Annotated in this window: 20 protein-coding genes; 16 read left to right on the top strand and 4 right to left on the bottom strand. The window is 49.6% G+C overall.

The window, feature by feature from the left end; genetic code table 11:
• Positions 1-22 precede the first annotated feature (22 nt).
• The 14 genes from pyrG to AC4BAN_RS04785 all read left to right on the top strand — a co-directional run bounded on the left by pyrG (position 23) and on the right by AC4BAN_RS04785 (position 14718).
• Positions 23-1636, top strand: a complete 1614-nt coding sequence (gene pyrG / locus AC4BAN_RS04850) for a CTP synthase (RefSeq protein ID WP_490563248.1) — start codon at positions 23-25, stop codon at positions 1634-1636.
• 29 nt (positions 1637-1665) lie between these two features.
• A complete protein-coding gene (gene yidC / locus AC4BAN_RS04845; RefSeq protein WP_490563247.1) occupies positions 1666-3495 on the top strand; it encodes a membrane protein insertase YidC in 1830 nt (609 codons plus the stop codon).
• Positions 3496-3594: 99 nt separating this feature from the next.
• Positions 3595-4188, top strand: a complete 594-nt coding sequence (locus tag AC4BAN_RS04840; protein WP_490563246.1) for a hypothetical protein — start codon at positions 3595-3597, stop codon at positions 4186-4188.
• 50 nt (positions 4189-4238) lie between these two features.
• Positions 4239-4700, top strand: a complete 462-nt coding sequence (locus AC4BAN_RS04835) for a DUF6438 domain-containing protein (RefSeq protein WP_490563245.1) — start codon at positions 4239-4241, stop codon at positions 4698-4700.
• An 83-nt stretch (positions 4701-4783) separates the two neighbouring features.
• Positions 4784-7282 carry a hypothetical protein gene (locus tag AC4BAN_RS04830; protein WP_490563244.1) on the top strand — a complete coding sequence of 833 codons (2499 nt, stop codon included), beginning with the start codon at positions 4784-4786 and terminating at the stop codon, positions 7280-7282.
• 231 nt (positions 7283-7513) lie between these two features.
• A complete protein-coding gene (locus AC4BAN_RS04825) occupies positions 7514-7975 on the top strand; it encodes a YsnF/AvaK domain-containing protein (RefSeq protein WP_490563243.1) in 462 nt (153 codons plus the stop codon).
• 65 nt (positions 7976-8040) lie between these two features.
• Complete coding sequence (locus AC4BAN_RS04820; protein ID WP_490563242.1) at positions 8041-8871, top strand: YsnF/AvaK domain-containing protein; 831 nt, start codon at positions 8041-8043, stop codon at positions 8869-8871.
• A gap of 553 nt (positions 8872-9424) precedes the next feature.
• Complete coding sequence (locus AC4BAN_RS04815) at positions 9425-10207, top strand: ParA family protein (protein ID WP_490563241.1); 783 nt, start codon at positions 9425-9427, stop codon at positions 10205-10207.
• A 9-nt stretch (positions 10208-10216) separates the two neighbouring features.
• Positions 10217-11131, top strand: coding sequence for a ParB/RepB/Spo0J family partition protein (locus AC4BAN_RS04810; RefSeq protein WP_490563240.1), 915 nt, complete (start codon positions 10217-10219; stop codon positions 11129-11131).
• A 5-nt stretch (positions 11132-11136) separates the two neighbouring features.
• Positions 11137-11775, top strand: a complete 639-nt coding sequence (locus tag AC4BAN_RS04805; protein ID WP_490563239.1) for a DUF5683 domain-containing protein — start codon at positions 11137-11139, stop codon at positions 11773-11775.
• Complete coding sequence (gene dapB, locus AC4BAN_RS04800) at positions 11772-12488, top strand: 4-hydroxy-tetrahydrodipicolinate reductase (protein ID WP_490563238.1); 717 nt, start codon at positions 11772-11774, stop codon at positions 12486-12488. Before AC4BAN_RS04805 ends, dapB begins: the two co-directional genes overlap by 4 nt.
• A 15-nt stretch (positions 12489-12503) precedes the next feature.
• The gene (lepB, locus tag AC4BAN_RS04795) at positions 12504-13604 is read left to right on the top strand and encodes a signal peptidase I (protein ID WP_490563237.1); all 1101 of its coding nucleotides are present in this window, start codon (positions 12504-12506) and stop codon (positions 13602-13604) included.
• A gap of 82 nt (positions 13605-13686) precedes the next feature.
• A complete protein-coding gene (locus AC4BAN_RS04790) occupies positions 13687-14259 on the top strand; it encodes a pentapeptide repeat-containing protein (protein WP_490563236.1) in 573 nt (190 codons plus the stop codon).
• A 105-nt stretch (positions 14260-14364) separates the two neighbouring features.
• Entirely contained in the window at positions 14365-14718 is a 354-nt protein-coding gene (locus AC4BAN_RS04785; protein ID WP_490563235.1) for a DUF1622 domain-containing protein, read from the top strand.
• Positions 14719-14724: 6 nt separating this feature from the next.
• Here AC4BAN_RS04785 and arsC read toward each other — a convergent pair whose 3' ends face one another.
• Together arsC and ung are read right to left on the bottom strand one after the other, a co-directional pair.
• Positions 14725-15066 (bottom strand): arsenate reductase (glutaredoxin), encoded by a 342-nt coding sequence (arsC, locus tag AC4BAN_RS04780; protein WP_490563234.1) that lies wholly within the window; start codon positions 15064-15066, stop codon positions 14725-14727.
• A 63-nt stretch (positions 15067-15129) separates the two neighbouring features.
• Positions 15130-15792 (bottom strand): uracil-DNA glycosylase, encoded by a 663-nt coding sequence (gene ung, locus AC4BAN_RS04775; protein WP_490563233.1) that lies wholly within the window; start codon positions 15790-15792, stop codon positions 15130-15132.
• Positions 15793-15895: 103 nt separating this feature from the next.
• Here ung and apaG point away from each other — a divergent pair, with 103 nt between their 5' ends.
• The gene (gene apaG, locus AC4BAN_RS04770; protein ID WP_490563232.1) at positions 15896-16282 is read left to right on the top strand and encodes a Co2+/Mg2+ efflux protein ApaG; all 387 of its coding nucleotides are present in this window, start codon (positions 15896-15898) and stop codon (positions 16280-16282) included.
• Between the two features lie 21 nt (positions 16283-16303).
• Entirely contained in the window at positions 16304-17089 is a 786-nt protein-coding gene (locus AC4BAN_RS04765; protein ID WP_490563231.1) for an O-methyltransferase, read from the top strand.
• 1 nt (position 17090) lies between these two features.
• Here the strand turns inward: AC4BAN_RS04765 and AC4BAN_RS04760 are convergent, their stop codons facing one another.
• Positions 17091-17864, bottom strand: coding sequence for a DUF695 domain-containing protein (locus tag AC4BAN_RS04760; RefSeq protein WP_490563230.1), 774 nt, complete (start codon positions 17862-17864; stop codon positions 17091-17093).
• A gap of 63 nt (positions 17865-17927) precedes the next feature.
• Entirely contained in the window at positions 17928-18737 is an 810-nt protein-coding gene (kdsA, locus tag AC4BAN_RS04755; RefSeq protein WP_490563229.1) for a 3-deoxy-8-phosphooctulonate synthase, read from the bottom strand.
• Positions 18738-18745 lie beyond the last annotated feature (8 nt).

The following is an 18745-nucleotide window of genomic DNA, read 5'->3' as shown; positions in this document are numbered from 1 at the left end:
CCCATAAGCTCAACCCAAACTTATGGCTACTAAATATATATTTGTTACAGGCGGCGTAACGTCCTCCCTCGGTAAAGGAATCATCTCCGCATCTCTTGCTAAGTTGCTGCAGGCAAGAGGGTTCTCTGTAACTATTCAGAAATTTGACCCCTACATCAATATCGACCCGGGTACCCTGAACCCCTACGAACACGGCGAGTGCTTTGTAACCGAGGACGGCGCAGAAACAGACCTCGACCTGGGCCACTACGAACGTTTTTTAAACACGCCTACCTCCCAGGCCAACAACGTGACCACGGGCCGCATTTACAACCATGTGATCATGCAGGAGCGCGCGGGTGCCTACCTGGGCAAAACTGTGCAGGTGATACCGCACATAACCGATGAGATAAAGCGGCGCATGCTGCTGCTTGGCGAGTCGGGGGAGTTCGACATTGTGATAACGGAGATCGGGGGCTGTGTGGGTGACATTGAGTCGCTCCCTTTTATTGAAGCCGTTCGCCAGCTGCGCTGGGAGCTCGGCGTGAACGAAACCTGCGTGATCCATTTAACGCTGGTGCCATACTTAAAGGCAGCCGGCGAGTTAAAAACCAAGCCGACGCAGCACTCCGTTCGCGACCTATCGGAGGCTGGCGTGCAGCCGGATATCCTGGTTTGCCGCTCGGAGTACCCGATACCGGCCGATCTGCGCAAGAAAATCGCATTGTTCTGTAACGTAAAGATAAACTCGGTTATAGAGTCGTTAGACGCGGTGACCATTTACGATGTGCCCTTGCTGATGCGCAAGGAGAAGCTGGATGAGCGCGTGATCAATAAATTGAAACTGCCACACCGGGAGGAGCCTAACCTGAACAGCTGGAAGGATTTTTTAGGGAAACTGAAGAACCCTACCTCTGAGGTGAACATTGCCTTGGTGGGTAAGTACGTGGAACTGCCCGACGCCTACAAATCCATTGTGGAGTCGTTTATTCACGCAGGTGCTGCCAACGAGTGCAAGGTAAACATCCGGTGGTTTCAGTCAGAGAACATCACGGACGAGAATGTGGCGCAAACGCTGCAGGACATGGACGGCGTGCTGGTTGCACCCGGCTTTGGAGAGCGTGGATTCAAGGGCAAGCTGGAGGCCATCCGGTTTGTGCGCGAGAACAATATTCCGTTTATGGGCATTTGCCTGGGCATGCAGTGTGCCGCAGTGGAGTTTGCCCGCAATGTGCTTGGTTTAGAGGGCGCTGCCTCCACCGAAATGGATGCCGACACCCCCTACCCGATCATTGATATGATGGAAGATCAAAAACAAATCAAGCAAATGGGTGGAACTATGCGATTAGGTGCCTATACTTGTGAACTTAAAAAGGGTTCTAAGGCTTATTCTATTTACGGGAAGTCTAAGATCACAGAGCGCCACAGGCACCGTTATGAGTTCAACAACAAGTACTTAGCTGCTTTCGAGGAAGCAGGCATGCACGCAACCGGCATCAATCCGGACACAGGGCTGGTAGAGATCATCGAACTGCAGAACCACCCGTGGTTTGTGGCCGCGCAATACCATCCGGAGTTGAAAAGCACCGTGCTGACCCCTCACCCGCTGTTTGTAAAATTTGTCAAAGCGGCGATTAACTACAAAAAATCTAAATAAGCATATTAAACCAATTCAAATTTTAGTAAATGGATAGAAATCAAGCAATTGGCTTTGGATTGATTGCCGTACTGTTACTGGTTTACTCGTTCTTCTTTGCGGGTAAGGAACAGCCTGATCAAACACTGGCAATACAGGAAAAAGCTAAGGTAGAGCAAGTTCAGGTTGCCCCCGCTGTTGTGGAAGACGACTCGGTGGCACAGGTTCGCAGAGCAACTGCTCTGGGCGCTTTTGGCGCTGCCGCAACCGGAGAGGCCAGCACTACCACCGTAGAGAATCAGAACATGCGCGTTTCTTTCAGCTCAAAGGGCGGACAGGTTCAGGAAGTACTGTTAAAGAATTATAAAACCTACCAGGGCGAGCCGCTGGTGTTGTTCGACCGTGAAAGTAGCCGTACAGATGTGACGTTTACAACCAGAGATGGCAAAACAGTGCAATTGTCTGACCTTTTCTTCACTCCTTCGGAGGTGCGCGATGTTGCGGCCGATGGCAAGGCAGGCAAAACGATCTCATTCAGGGCCAGCTTGGGCCAGGGGCAGTACATTGAGCAAGTGTATACCCTGTATGATGAGAATTTCATGATGGGGTATCAGCTTGACTTCGAGGGCCTGGACAAGGAAGTGAGTGGCAACACGATCACCTTTACCTGGAACGATAAGCTAAAGCAGCTGGAGCGTGACCTGAAACAAAACCGCGCCAAGTCCACCATCAACTATGCCACGGTTGAGGATGGCTACGAGAAGATGTCTATTTCTGATAAAACAGAAACCGTAACTGTGGAGGAGCCGCTGAAGTGGGTGGCTAACAAGCAAAACTTCTTTACGGCGGGTATCATCGCGGGCAACCAGTTTGCCGGTGCCAAGCTGGAGTCGTCTGTTGACCTGGCAGATTCCACTGTGGTAAAATCCTTTTCCTCCCAGATCCTTATCCCGACGCAGGATGTGCTAGCCGGTAAAGGCGAGTTCATGTTTTACTTCGGCCCCAACGATTATAAGATACTGAAGCACATTGGAGATGATTTTGACCGCAACCTAGATCTGGGCTGGGGCATTTTCTCTTATGTGAACAAGTGGCTGATCATCCCGGCCTTCGATTTCCTGGAGAACTACATTGCCAGTTACGGTATCATCATCATGCTGCTGGTGCTGTACATCAAAACCATCCTCTTCCCGCTAACCTACAAGTCGTATGTGTCGATGGCGAAGATGAAGGTGCTGAAGCCTGAGATTGACGCGATAAAGGAGCGCAACGAGGGCGACATGCAGAAAACGCAGATGGAAACCATGAAGCTGTACCAGGAAATGGGCGTAAACCCGATGAGCGGCTGTATTCCGATGGTGCTGCAGATCCCGATCCTCTTTGCCATGTTCAACTTCTTCCCGAACTCCATCGAGCTGCGGCAGGAAGCGTTCCTGTGGGCGACGGACCTTTCTACTTACGATGTGTTTGCCAAGCTGCCGTTCACCATCCCTTTCTATGGCAACCATGTGAGTATGTTCACGTTGTTGATGACGGCTTCGACCATACTTTATACCTGGTCGAATAACCAGGTGAACACCATGCAGGGGCCGATGAAATATTACAGCTACCTGATGCCTGTTATTTTCATGTTCGTGCTGAACTCGTTCCCGGCGGGTCTTTCCTTTTACTACTTTATGTCCAACATTGTCACGTTCGGCCAGCAGGCAGCCATCCGCAAATTTGTGGATGAAGGCAAGGTGCGAGCAAAGCTGGAGAGTAACAAGCTGAAGATAAAAGAGAAGAAGAAAACCGGAGGGCCCACCTTTACAGAGCGTATGCAGGAAGCCATGCGCCAGGCCCAGGATAAAAAACAGCAAAAACCGAAAGCAAAAAAATAAGCATTTGCTACCTGTTAAAAAGCCTTTCCTAACCAGGAAAGGCTTTTTTTATGACTATACTTTCCCATAACCCGTATATAGGGAAACATGCATAAAACTATGAAGCACCTGTTTTTAAGACCAATTCTGCTGCTGTTGCCCCTGGCGCTCCTAAGCTGCCAGCCCGACCGTGAAAAGGATGAGTCCATCGCCGCTACGCACCCAAAACTGGAAAAGCAGCTGGCCAGGGACTCGGTTGAAATGCCGATCACTAACCGTGAGAATCCGGAATTGTACCAGCGCTACCAGATTACCCTGGAGGATTACGAGCGCAGTGGAGATTATGAGGTAGGCAATATGTACCGGGGCCGCCTGGCTCCTTTGGATGAGAACAGCCATCAGGATGCGCGCACTTACCGCACGGCCCTGCAAAAGGGCATGAAAGGGGGCGTAAACTTTGCCGGAAAATATACGGTGGTTTCTGTGGAATGTGGTACCCTTTGCCAGATGCACTATGTGGTGAACCGTGAGAACGGTAAAATACTGGATAAGCTGCAGAGCAAAACCGGGGCTAAGTTTAGCGCCGACAGCCGCCTGTTTATACTTAATCCCCCCCACCCCGATGTAGATTACGCCGCCTGCACCAGCTGCGCCCCACAGGGGTATGTATTTGAAAACGGGAAGTTCAAACAGCTGAAGGGCAATTCTAGATAAACATGTTCTTGAGAGAATGGCTGAACATAATAATCCAACCGGGCCTAAAAATGAGCCTGCCGTTAATGTTGCTGTTGCTGCTGGGTTGTGCTGCCGGCAAGATGCAAAGTAACATGCTCGCAGCAGATGCACTCCCCCTCCTGCTCTTCCAGAAAACGCCCTGTTACGGAACCTGCCCTGCATATGAGGCCACCATCAGGCAGGATGGCAGCGTTGTGTATGTTGGGTGGGAAAATGTACCTGTAAAAGATACGCTGGAAGTATACCTGAACAAGCAGGAGCTGCAGGAGCTAAAATCAAAAATCACCAGCTTAAACTATACTGCCCTTGCCAGCTCCTACCTTTCTAAATGGTCGGATACGCCAAGTACGTACCTCACATTTTACGAGCACGGCAAAGAGGTGAAGCGCATCAAGCACCAGGAAGGCGGCCCAGCGGAACTGTCAGCGTTTCAGAACTGGCTGGATGCCAAAATTCTCAGCCTGGTGAATCAGAAAATGAAGCAGCCCTGATCAAATGGGGTCAGGCACAGGCCAAATGAACGTACACACCGAAATATAATTTTGCTAAAACGACTATGCATTAAAACTACGCTATGACTAAGAAGAAAACAGGTTGGCTTATTTTCGCGGCAGGGCTGCTGTTGCTGGCGATTGGGGCCGCCTATTTTATCATTACTAAAAAATACTACCCCAAAGTAGCGGGTGTGGAATACCTCAAACTGGAACTGGCACAGGACACGGCTCAAATCAAAGCTGGGATAAAGGTACACAACAGGATTCCGCTACCCATTTACATCGATAGCGTGTACTATACCATCACCAACGAAGGCGACACGCTGGGAAAAGGCCAAATGGAAGATGTGAGCACGCTTCCTGCTTTAGGCAGCCAGGTACTAAACTTCGGCTTACTGTTATACTTTGAAAAGTATAAAAAGCATCTGCAAACCCAGCAGGGAAAGGATAGTATAAACCTGTCTGTTGCCATGGATGTTTTTTTTGACCTTCCGCTTTTGAGCCAGCAGAACATCACCCTGAACAGAGCGTTAACCGTGCCCGTAGCAAAGGCTCCCGCCCTGGCTTTGCAGGATGTGCGGGTGCGTAGCTTTAGTGTGGAGGAAGGCTATTCGCTGTTGCTAAAAATAAAGGCAACAAACCGCAACCTTCCCGGACTGGCGGTAAAGCAGTTTCAGTATAACCTTGACCTGGGAGATTCTATGGCTATCTCCGGCACGGTAGATACCACTTTCCAGCTTCAGAAAGGTGACAAGCTACTGGAGATTCCCTTGCAACTGCGAACAGCAGATGCCGTGGCCCTCGTTAAGAAGCTGCTCTCAGGGGATAAGTCGTGGAGCTACGATGCCAGCGTGCAGGCGCAGATACAGAGTGACAACCCCTTGTTTGACTCTTTTATGCTTGTCGTTGCGAAAGAAGGGGTACTCAACCTGGACAAGGTAGGCTCCGGGAAAGCCTATATGCCTTCGGTAAAACAGGTCAGGCGCCTGCAAATCAACTCTGATGAAAAGCAAACAAGGCTCGAAGCAACCATTGTAGTACACAACCCCGCTCCCCTCCCGTTTTACATCGACAGTGTGGCCTACTTTATTCGCCACCAGGGCAAACTGATCGCACAAGGCAAAGAGAACATTGAAAAGGTATTGCCCAAAGAAGGAGACCAGAAACTTAATTTACAGTTGCTTGTAAACGAACGCGCCTACCAGCAGTTCATGCGGAATGTGCAGGGTCAGGAAAAGGTACCCCTGGATATGGAACTGAACCTGCTCTATAATTTGCCCCAGTCAAAAAAACAGAAAATAACCCTGCAGCGGCAGGTACAGGTGCCCGTGCCCGGGCAGGCTGGCGTAAAGGTCGCCGGTTTGGAAGTGAAGGAGCTTGACCCGGCCAAAGGCGCATCGTTGGGCCTAAAGCTGAAAGTGAACAGCTCCAATTTGCCTGATCTAAAGGTTAGCAACCTTGCGTATACCCTGCAGCTTAGCAAAGGCATCACTTTGACAGGCGAAACAACGGAGCCAATTACTGTTAAAGGCGCGAATGCTGAAGTAGAGATCCCGATACACCTCTCAGCCGATGACCTGAATAGCCTGATGCGCCGCGCGATATCGGGCAACAAGGATTGGAAGTACCACCTTCAGGCAACTGCCACACTCCTTAGCGAAAACAAAATGCTCGGCCCCACTAACGTGGACCTGGAATTTGAGGGGGAACTGGAGTTGGCAAAAGGAATGGGGGGCAGCAGTATGATGCCCAGGATCACAAGCATCGACTCCCTCGATGTAACGATCCATTACGACACAGCCTGGGTGAAACTTCACATACAGGTAAAGAATCCACTGCCGGTTGACATTCAGGTAAACAAACTCGGGTTACAGTTAAGCCACGGGCAGGATACTTTTGCCATCATTCAGGATCGAGTTGACAAAACACTCCCGGCTGAAGGTTCCGCCTCGGCTTGGGTAACCCTGGCAGTCGACTATGGTCTGTGGCGCGATCATTTACAACACCACCAGGAGCAGGACAGCATCCATTTAGTGGAGGACATTACGCTGGTGTACCGTATAGCCGACCTGGCAGAACAGGAAGTATCGTTTGCGAATGAATTCCACATTCCTACGCCAAAAATACCTGTTACAGAATTGAAAAAGGTTAAGCTGCGTGGCTTTAGCTTAACCAAAGGTGTGCTGGTAAACGGGCTTGTGCAGGTGCAAAACGCAAATACCGAAGCTTTACGGATATGGGATATCACTTACAGCGGGTGTGTGGAGAATCTCCTGGATTTATCAGGCACTGTTAACAGGGCTTATGACATCCCAATGGGCACAAGTGTAGTCAAGGTGCCAATGAGCCTCGGTGTTGGCGAGGTATTCAGGGCATTCTTTGCGCGGCTGGCAGGTAGCAAAAAGAAAAGGAATATTTATCTGAACGCCACGGGTACCATCCATACGTCTAACGAAAAATTACAGAATACATTTGTCAGGTTTGAGAACTGGGAGAAATCAGTGCTATTTCAGAAAGAGAAAGAGGCACCTAAGTCCCAGTCTATGCCTACAGTAACCAGAAACGCGGTAGCGCGCTAAATTACAGAATTAATTCTAATGCCGCTTAATGCCTTTCTTCTCTAGAAAATAAAGGCCATTCACCAGTGCTGAGGTTAGGGTTGCCAAATAAAGCAATTTAAATGGCATTAATCATAGTAATGGTTTGCATCACTTTCTAACTCTCTTAGCAAAATGCCCGTAAAAATTAGTAGGAATGCGGAGAACAAGTCTTGTAAATGCCCTATCTCATGTTGCACATAAGCTATGAAAATGAAACACGATAATAATAAAGTGCAAAAAAATGAATTCGAAGAGAAATTGCAGCAGAGCCAACACATTAACTCCGCCGATAAACAGGAGAAATCGGAACAAACGATACCTGTCATAGAAGAGACCATTCATGCTACAACCAAAGTAGTAGAAAAAGCAAAGGTACATATCGCTAAAGAGGTGCACGAAGAGGAAGTAACCGTGGATGTGCCTGTGATACATGAGGAGGTTGAAGTGAACAGGGTTGCAAAAAACATTTCGATTGATAAGGTTCCTGAAGTGCGTTACGAAGGCGATACAATGATCATTCCTGTTATAAAGGAGGAAATCATTATACAAAAACAACTGGTGTTGGTGGAAGAACTGCACATTGTTAAAAAGAAGCAGGAAGAGAACTGGCAGGAAAAAGTGACTTTAAAAAAAGAAGAAGTACACATTAACAGAACAGAGAATAATATATAATTAATACCCAATATCTGCATGACAATCATGTATGATTTTTTACATAAACCAAAACTATACAGACTATGAATCAGACAGTAATAGGAATTTTCGATTATGGAGTAGATGCCCAGATGGCAGCACAGGAATTAGAGAAGAGTGGAATTCCTAATAACAAAATAGATATTGCCGTAAGAGGCGCTAAGGATAAATCAGATACTGCCCGTACCGGACAGCCAAACCCATCGAATCCAAACATGGGAGGCCCGACTAATACAACGGCAGGCACTCCTGAGAATAAAAAAGACAATGATTTCTTTAACTCGTTGTTTGATGACCGTAATGAGTCCAGCAAGTATTACGAGGCATCGCAGCATGGCTCAATTGTAACGGTGCATACCGATTCTAAAGACCAGGCAAAAAAGGCAGCAGAAGTTCTGGATAAGTGCGGTGCCATTGACGTGGACAAGCGCTCTGCAGAAAGACGTAATATGGCCGGCTCAGACAAGGGCAAATGGACGAACTCTAGTAACTCTATTCCGATTGTGGAAGAGCACATGGAAGTAGGCAAGCGTGAAGTAGAGACTGGCGGACTGCGCATGAGAAGCCGCATAATTGAGCGCCCGGTAGAGGAGAAACTGAGACTGCGTGAAGAGCACGTGCACGTGGAGCGCAAACCGGTAAACAGACCGGCCAGCGAAAAAGACATGGCGAACTTTAAAGGCAGTGAAACAACCATGACCGAGCATGCTGAAGTACCTTTGGTTAACAAGGAAGCACGTGTGGTTGAAGAAGTGAAACTAAGCAAGGATGTGGAACAACACCAAGAGACCATTCGAGGCACAGAGCGTAAAACCGATGTAGAAATTGATAAACTGAATCCTAAGGGTGACAGAAGAGACAATGACAGGAAATAACCTGTAGGAATCTAATTACTTGGAAAGTGGGCGGAGCTGGCAACAGTTTCGCCCACTTTTTTTTAAAACTCTTAAAATCAAGCTGTATCTTCGTTTAAGTTAAATAATCAAATCATCTATTTTCTCTCTGAATTAATTATCTGAAAAAGCTCAGTTGTTTACTCTTGCATTAGCTATCGGATCCGACATTCCCCTCCTCCTCAATGAACTAATCCGCAGTTAAATCTTGCTTTAAGGTTTTGGGGTACCTGAAACTTGATTTGCCTATATAGGGTTGAGCCAATCAGAAATGTTGATAAAGCCCAAAATCCGTGGATAAATAAAGGCTTCCGGATCTGTTGGGCGCTCATCTTAATGGTGAAAAAATTGTATCTTTGTGAAAGTTCCACTATGAAGCTTAGGTGAACAGCTTATGGTTTTAATTTTTAGAAACCGGCTTGGGCCTGAGATTTTTTACGGTGGGAAGATCATCAAAATGGTCTTTTACAGGACAAAGAAGTACACGGACGAGTTTTGCAGGAGATAGGTCGTACGAATAACCTATAAACGAAGAATGGGAAAAATTATCGCAGTTGCGAACCAGAAGGGCGGTGTTGGTAAAACAACGACAGCTATTAACCTGGCCGCCAGTTTAGCAGCTTTAGAATATAAAACACTTTTAGTGGACGCAGACCCGCAGGCTAATGCCACTTCTGGCCTTGGTTTCGACCCGGCTACGATCACCACCAGCATTTATGAGTGTATGGTAGAGGATGTGAATGTGGAAGAGATCATTATGCAGTCATCCAATATTGCGTACCTCGACCTGATCCCATCGCATATAGACCTGGTGGGAGCCGAAGTGGAGATGATCAACATCCCGAACCGGGAGGAGAAAATGCGGGAGGCCCTCAAGCCGCTCAAGGACAAGTATGATTTCATCATCATCGACTGCTCCCCTTCCCTCGGTCTGATCACGGTAAACTCCCTTACTGCCGCCGACTCGGTGGTGATACCGGTGCAGTGCGAGTATTTTGCCCTCGAGGGCCTGGGCAAATTGCTCAACACCATCAAAATTATCCAGTCGCGGTTGAACCCGGAGCTGGCCATTGAAGGCATTCTGTTAACGATGTACGATGTGCGCCTTCGCCTTTCCAACCAGGTTGTGGAAGAGGTGAAAACACACTTCCAGCAAATGGTTTTCGATACCATCATCCCTAGAAACGTAAAGTTGAGTGAGTCGCCAAGCTTTGGGATACCGGCCCTGCTGCATGATGCAGAGAGCAAGGGAGCGTTAAGCTACCTGAACCTGGCGCGTGAAATTGCAGAGAAGAACAGCGTAGTGCTGGAGAAATAAACAGATTACATGTCCGAGAACAAAAATTCAGCAGCGAAGCGTAAAGGCGGCCTGGGCAGAGGGCTGGGCTCTCTTTTGGAGGGCAATAAATACACCGGCAAAACAGAGTCAAACAACCTTAACGAAGTCAATACCATCGCAGATATAGCTATTGAGCAGATTCAGACCAACCCATTTCAGCCCCGCACCCACTTTGATCAGGCTGCGCTGGAAGAATTGGCGGAGTCGATAAAGATACAAGGCATCATTCAGCCTATCACGGTACGGCAACTCGACCAGCATACCTACCAACTGATATCGGGAGAGCGCCGCTACCAGGCCTCCAAAATTGCCGGCTTAACGGTTATTCCGGCCTACATCCGTAAGGCTGATGACCAGCAGATGCTGGAAATGGCCCTGATCGAGAACATTCAGCGTGAAAACCTGAACGCCATCGAGATAGCCCTGTCCTATCAGCGCCTTTTAACCGAGTGTAGCCTGAAACAGGAGGAACTGGGAGAGCGCGTGGGTAAGAAACGTACCACCGTCACCAATTACCTGCGCCTGTTAAAGCTCCCCCCGGATATCCAGATCGCACTGCGCGATAACCTGATCAGCATGGGCCATGCCCGCGCCCTGATCAACATCGATACCATTGAGCAGCAGCTGGATGTGTATAAAGAGGTAGTGGCCAAGGAATTGTCGGTGCGCAAGGTGGAGGAACTGGTGCGCAACCTGCAGAACGCTAAAAAGAAGCCGGATGCGCAGCACCAGCTGCAGTTTGGAAAGTATGACAGTGAGCTTAAATCCGTTGAGACCAAGCTTACCTCCCAGTTCGGCACGAAGATACAGGTGAAAGCCAACAACGAGGGCAAGGGCGAGATCAAGATCCCTTTTGTATCGGTTGATGAACTGAACCGTATTTTAGAAATACTAAACTACTAAAGTCCATGAAGCTCAGATTCGGCGCTCCGGCCTTGTTGCTGGCAATGCTCTTATACTTTGCACCTGCTGCCTCGCATGCGCAAGTGGTAACGCAGGGACCGGATTCTGTACGCGTGCTGTTGGCGGATACCCTGAAGGCGCCAAAGGGCTTTTTCCTGAGCAAATGGGATAAGCCTGCCAAGGCCGCCTTGTGGTCAGCTGTTATACCGGGGGCAGGCCAGATCTACAACAAATCCTACTGGAAAGTACCCATTATTTATGCCACTGGCGGTGTGCTGGGCTACTTCCTGATCGATAACAACAACAAATACCAGAACTTCAGGGAGGCACTGATCCAACGCAACCGTGACTCTACGGATGTATATGTGGACGACCCGATTTATGGCTTGCAGCGCGCCAACGGCACCCAGAACCTGCGCTACAGCCGTGATTTTTACCGCCGTAACCGCGACCTGACCATACTGCTCTCGGTGCTGGCCTACGGCCTGAACGTGGCAGAAGCCTACGTGCACGCGCATTTAAAGGAGTTTGACGTGAGCGACGACCTTTCCCTGCGCATCCAACCAGATCTTTTGCCGGCTATGGCCCATCGGGCTACCCTTACGCCCGGCCTTACCCTTATTTTATATACCAAATCCAAATGAGAATCCTGCTGATCGGCTATGGCAAGATGGGAAAAACCATTGCGCAGTTAGCCCTGGCGAAAGGCCATGAAATTGTGGGCACCCTGGACCACACCAACGCGGAAAACCTACAAGACTATACATCAGAGAACACCGATGTTGCCATTGAGTTCACGCACCCGGATGCCGCCTTCGAAAACGTGTCCTACTGCCTCTCCCATGGCATTCCTGTCGTATCCGGCTCTACGGGCTGGCTGGAGAAGTATGACGCGGCTGTTGCCTTGTGCCTGCAGCAGCAGGGCGCCTTTTTCTATGCCTCCAACTATAGCGTGGGCGTTAACCTTTTCTTCCATTTTAACGCGTACATTGCCAGTAAAATGCAGGCTTATAAAGCCTATGAGGTGGCTATCCGGGAGGTGCACCACCTGCAAAAAGTAGACAAGCCAAGTGGCACGGGTATTACCACAGCCGAGGGAATATTAGGCAGTTACAAAAACCTGGAGGGCTGGGTAGCGGATAACCCGGAAGAAAAAACTAAGTTAAACATTGCTTCTGAGCGGGAGCCGGATGTGGTAGGAACCCATATCGTAACCTACAGCTCTGAGGTAGATCAGATAGAGTTGGCCCATATTGCCCACAGCCGCACCGGGTTTGCCGAGGGCGCCCTGATGGCTGCCTCGTGGCTGATTGGCCGCCAAGGCGTATACGGCATGAAAGACATGCTAAACCTGTAACCATAGTATTTGCAGATGAAAGTTAAATTCTGGGAAACAAAGCCAGTAACCACAGAACCTAAAAAGAAGAAAAGCTTTGCCCGCGAATGGGGCGATGCCATTTTGTTCGCCGTGATCGCTGCAAGCCTTATCCGCTGGGCCACGTTTGAAGCCTATACCATTCCGACGCCCTCCATGGAGAAGTCGCTGCTGGTTGGGGATTTTCTGTTCGTAAGCAAGCTGCATTACGGTCCGCGCACCCCCATGACGCCCTTGCAGGTGCCGCTCACGCACCAGACCATCTGGGGGACCAACATTCCCTCCTATTCTGATGCCATCCAGCTGCCCTCGTACCGGTTGCCGGGCTTTTCGGAGGTAAAGCGGGGCGATGTGGTCGTGTTTAACTTCCCACCCGAAGTACAGCATCCCGCCGACCTGCGCACCAATTACATCAAGCGGGCCATCGGTTTGCCCGGCGACTCGCTGAGCATCCGCGATATGCAGGTGTACATCAACGGGAAAGCGATGGAGAACCCCGAGGGCATCCAGTACAAATACTTTATTTCTACGGATAACATGCTGAACGAAAAGTTCTTCCTGGACCGCGATATCACAGATGTTATCCGCTGGCAGGGAGGTTACATCGTCGACACATCGCCGGAAAAAGCAAAGGCCCTGGCCGCGCTGGACTTTGTGAAGGAAGCCATGCTGCTGAAAGAGATACCCGGTAAAGCAGATCCCGAAGTTTTCCCGAGTGTGCCTAGCCTCTACGACTGGAACAAAGACAACTTTGGCCCGCTCTACATCCCTAAGGAGGGGGTAACCATTGCTATAAACGAGCGGACCTTGCCCCTTTATGAACGCGTTATACTAAAGTATGAGCACAACGACGAGGCAGAGGTACGCGACGGAAAACTGTATATTGACGGTAAAGTGGTAAACAGCTATACGTTTAAGCAGGACTATTATTTCATGATGGGTGATAACCGGCACAACTCCCTCGACTCGCGCTACTGGGGTTTTGTGCCCGCAGACCATATTGTAGGCAAGGCAGTTATGATCTGGATGTCAACGGACCCGAACGGCACTTTCCTGAACAAGATCCGCTGGAACCGTATTTTTAACATCATTCATTAAGTCTATACTTCTTTTACATGAAGACAGCCAGGTCCTAAAGCCTGGCTGTCTTCATGTAAAGTCCTGGTAGCATAAAGCCATTATGGAAAAAGCCTATACCGTAGACAAGACTTTCGAGAAAGTAGATTTTACCGTAGAACCCTTGCCGGCAGGCGATTATGAGAACTGCACCTTTATAAACTGCAACTTCTCAGGTTCAACGCTCGCTTACAGTAATTTCTCAGAATGCGAGTTCAAGGCGTGTAATTTGAGCACCGCAAATCTGGCGCAAACGGCGTTTAGAGATGTCCGGTTTATTTCCTGTAAAATGCTGGGCCTGCACTTCGGCGACTGTAATGAGTTTTTGTTTGCGGTGGCTTTTGCGGGTTGTACCCTCAACCTGTCCTCCTTCTACAAGGTGAAACTCAAAAAGACTTTGTTTCAGAACACCAGCCTGCACGAGGTGGACTTTGCAGAAGCTGATCTGAGCGGGGCCTGTCTCGCAGACTGTGACCTGGCAGGCGCTGTATTTGAAAACACGCTTTTGGAGGGAGCTGATCTTCGTAGTGCCCGCAATTATGCCATCGATCCGGAGAAAAACAAACTCAGGAAAGCGAGATTTTCGATACCCGAAGTTATTGGCCTGTTAGGTAAGTATAACATAGAAATTGTGTAAGCCTGCCCTGCCCCGATAACCCATACTTCGAATAGGTCGTTAGAAGGCATGCCAGTGCCCGGGCTCCCTAAACCCCGGTGCAGGCAATCTAAAACACGGCTTTACATGGACAGCATCAGGATTTACATAGAATACATTGCCCGGATAATAGAGGCCATCGGTGTTATCATCATATCGGTTGGCGCCGCGATTGCCTTGTTCAAGTTTATCTTTCCGGGGCTGCAGTCCCAAACCCGTTCCTACAAGCAACTACGCCTCGACCTGGGAAAGGCCATCCTCCTGGGCCTGGAAATACTGGTTGCCGCCGACATCATCGGCACCGTGGTAACCGAACCCACCATGAACCGGGTACTCACCCTGGGTGTCATCGTCATTATCAGAACCTTTCTGAGTATATCGCTGCAGGTAGAGCTGGAGGGCAGGTATCCGTGGCAGGCAGAAAAGGCTAAAAGCGATTGAACATGCTTAAAGAATAGTTAAGGCATGTTCGGGTGGGCGGCCCAGTGCCGCTTTATTGCCGTTTACCACAATGGGCCGCTCCATTAGAACAGGATGCTCCACCAGGGCTGTTATCCATTCTTCGTCAGTCAGGTGGTGGCCTTTATACTTGTCTTTATACAGCTGCTCCCCTTTCCGCACCAGTTGCTCGGGTTTTAGCTGTAGCTTTTGCAGCACCCCGGCTATTTCAGGCGCAGTAAGCGGATTTTTCAGGTAGTCTATTATCTGGGGCTGTTGCCCGGCGTTCTGAAGCAACTCCAGTGTTTGCCGGCTTTTACTGCACCTGGGGTTATGGTAAATCTGTATCATGTGAGGTAAATGTTTAGGAACTTCCTTGCCTAAAGCGCATTGGCTTATTTTATACTTTTTAAGCTACCAGTCTATCGGCTCTTTGCCGTGCGCTATCAGGTATTCGTTGGCTTTGCTAAAATGGTGCGTTCCGAAAAAGCCCCTGTCGGCGGCAAACGGCGAGGGGTGTGCGGCTTTCAGCACCAGGTGCTTTTGCGTATCAATGATAGCCCCTTTTTTCTGGGCATACGCGCCCCAAAGCATGAACACCACATGCTCTTTGCGGTCATTCACTTGCTGCACCACGGCGTCAGTAAACGTTTCCCAGCCTTTTTTCTGGTGCGAGCCTGCGTCTCCGGCTCTTACGGTGAGGGTGGCATTCAGGAGAAGCACGCCCTGCTTTGCCCAGCGCTCCAGGTTGCCGGTTTGGGGCATATCTTTACCAAGATCGTTTTTAATCTCTTTAAAAATGTTCAGCAACGACGGGGGCGTGCGTACCTGGTCACTCACAGAAAAAGCCAGTCCGTTCGCCTGGTTAGGGCCGTGGTAAGGGTCCTGGCCCAGAATGACCACCTTCACCGCATCGAAGGGGCACATCTGAAAAGCGTTAAAAATCTGGCTACCAGCCGGGTAAACTTTTTGGGATGAGTACTCGTCTTTAACAAAGGAGATAAGATTTTTGAAATATGACTTTTCAAATTCATCTTGCAGCACATTTTGCCAGCTTTCTTCTATCTTTACATTCATAAGCAGTTAGGACCCGTGGTTTTGGTGAAAAATGAGAACCTGTGTATAAGGCAGCTACCTCTGGCGCCAACATGGTTTCTAAGTATACAAAAAACTCTGTAACATGGATACAAAAACTACAGAAGGAGTAAAAGTTTCGGTTACAACCAATTACCTTCCAGACTATTCCAGTCCTGTGCAGCAGCATTATGTATTCGCATACAAGATAAGCATAGAAAACAATTCTGAGTTTACAGTGAAGCTCTTGCGCCGCCACTGGTACATTCACGATGCCACAGGCGTGATGCGCGAAGTGGAAGGCGAAGGTGTGGTAGGACAGCAGCCTGTTCTGGAGCCAGGCGAGTCGCATGAGTACGTGTCGGGTTGTAACCTGAAGACCAGCCTGGGCAAGATGCGCGGCACCTATCTGATGGAGCGCATGGTAGATGGCAAACAGTTCGACGTCACCATTCCGGAGTTTATCCTGATCGTGCCTTATAAACTAAATTAATCCACCCCAATCCTTCTTTCTGTGCTTCCCTTTCACCTGGCATCCCATTACCTGCTTTATCAGTTCAGAGCGTTTAAACTACACGGGGTACACTCCCCTTTCGTGTTTAACTTAAACAAGGAGGTGATCCAGCCCAGCGGGCAGCATGCGGCTTACAAAAAAGTAGAGAATTTACGCCGCGCGCTGCTACTTGATAAGCGCACGCTGCAGGTAACGGATTTTGGGGCAGGGCCTCTGGCCGGGAGCAAAAAGAGCCGGCAGGTAAAGGAACTGGCACGCACATCGGCAAAACCGGCCAAGTATGGGCAGCTGCTTTTCCGGGTGGTCAAGCACTTTCAGCCCAAAACCATATTTGACCTGGGCACCTCGCTGGGCGTTACCACCAGCTACCAGGCCGAAGCAAGCCCCGGAGCCCGGGTGTATACCTTTGAGGGCTGCCCCAACATTGCCCGGATAGCCCGCGAAAATTTTGAGAAACTGGGTTTAAAGCAGATAGAAGTGGTGGTTGGCAACCTGGATGAGACCCTGCCGGACCAGGTGGAGCGTGTGCAGCAGCTGGACTATGTGTTCTTTGATGGCAACCACCGCTATGCCCCCACCATGCGCTACTTTAACCAGTGCCTGCAAAAGCACCACCCAGACAGTGTGTTTGTGATCGATGACCTGTACTGGTCTGCAGAGATGAAAAAGGCCTGGGAAGAAATAAAGGCGCACCCGCAGGTACGCCAGACAGTTGATCTGTTTTATGTGGGCCTCGTGTTTTTCAGAACTACCCAGCCAAAGGAAAACTTTACGATCCGGTTTTAAATCAGGCGTTTTCCTGTACCACCTGCGTTTCCCATCCCTCCAGTTCCCCATCGTGCGTAAAGGCCAGTTGCTGAAGCATTTCAGTCACCAGGTAAATTGTTTCCTCGTCGGCCTTGCTCTCTTTGCTGATCAATAGCTTAAACGGAACGGTGGTATCCGGGTCCTGCTCCTCAGATTCTTCCTCCAATACAAAACCATGACCTGTGAGTTCCTTCAGTACGGTTGCCCGGTCCTGGGTGGTTCTGAAAAGGAGCGTATACAGAATCTGACGCGGAATGAACGACTGGTCGCCTTGCTCCTCCAACAGGCGCAGCATTCTGTTGTTCTGAATCCGGAGCATGCTCTCATCATCCGGGTAGAGGTACTCAAAGTATACTTCCCAGTTCGGGTCTTCCTGAATCTGATGTTCAAAAGTATAGTCCGGAAAGTGCTCGCGCAGTTCCGCCATCATCTGCTCTACCAGCAGGGTATCGCCGCTGTAGAAGAACAAGCCCCTGCGGCCGCTGTTCAATGTCTTACCGACAAAGGAGGCCTCCAGATTTGCCTCGAAGCTGCTCACAAGCACATCCTCGATCTCCTCCAGCTTATCCCATTCCTCATTTTCCGGGAAGCCGTCAGCGTTGATGGTCAATAATCCTGCCGCCACCTCTATCATGTAGGGCTTTCCGGACAAAGGCGCCACTTCAAAAAAGCCCAGGTCCACGCTTATAAAAGCAGGCGTATCTTCCAGGTAACAAAAATAGACATCCCAATCCTGTTCATATTCGCTTTGCATCGTCTTTCGCGCTTTAATCCATGATTGCTGCTGATTGGCAACAGCCATACCTTTTATCGAACTTTAACGAATGGCTTCCCGGATCCGGATCAGTTTCACCATCAGATCTTCCAGTTGGTCAAGAGGCAGCATGTTGGCCCCATCCGATTTTGCGATGCCGGGCTGCGGGTGTGTTTCGATGAACAAGCCATCGGCACCCACGGCAATGGCGGCTTTCGCTATCGTTTCGATCAGGGCAGGCTTGCCGCCGGTAACCCCCGAGCTTTGGTTCGGCTGCTGCAGGGAGTGGGTTACATCCATCACAACCGGCGCACCTGTGGCTTGCATCTCCGGTATGTTCCTGAAATCAACCACCATATCAGAGTACCCGAAACTGTTGCCCCTGTCCGTCAGGATCACCTGCTCGTTACCAGACTCCCTTACTTTGTTTACGGCAAAACGCATAGCCTCTCCCGATAAAAACTGCCCCTTTTTAATGTTCACCACCTTGCCGGTGTTGGCAGCAGCCACTAACAGGTCTGTCTGGCGGCAAAGGAAAGCCGGTATCTGCAGCACATCCACATAAGCGGCGGCCATCGCGGCCTCCGCAGATTCATGAATATCGGTAACGGTGGGCACGCCAAACTGCTCGCTTACTTTCTGCAGGATGCGCAGCGCTTTCTCATCGCCGATGCCCGTAAACGAATCGAGGCGTGAGCGGTTCGCCTTACGGTAGGAGCCTTTAAAGATCAGTGGTATTTGGAGTTTATCTGAAATTGTGGTCAGGCGCTCCGCAATCTGCATGGCCATCTCTTCTCCCTCAATGGCGCAAGGGCCGGCCATCAGGAAAAAATTACCGCTGCCTGTATGCTTTAATTTTGGAATTTCGAACATGTGTTTCA

Source organism: Pontibacter sp. GD13, assembly GCF_058216355.1.
The sequence above is the reverse complement of the archived record's forward strand: the minus strand, read 5'-3'. Positions and strand labels throughout refer to the sequence as shown.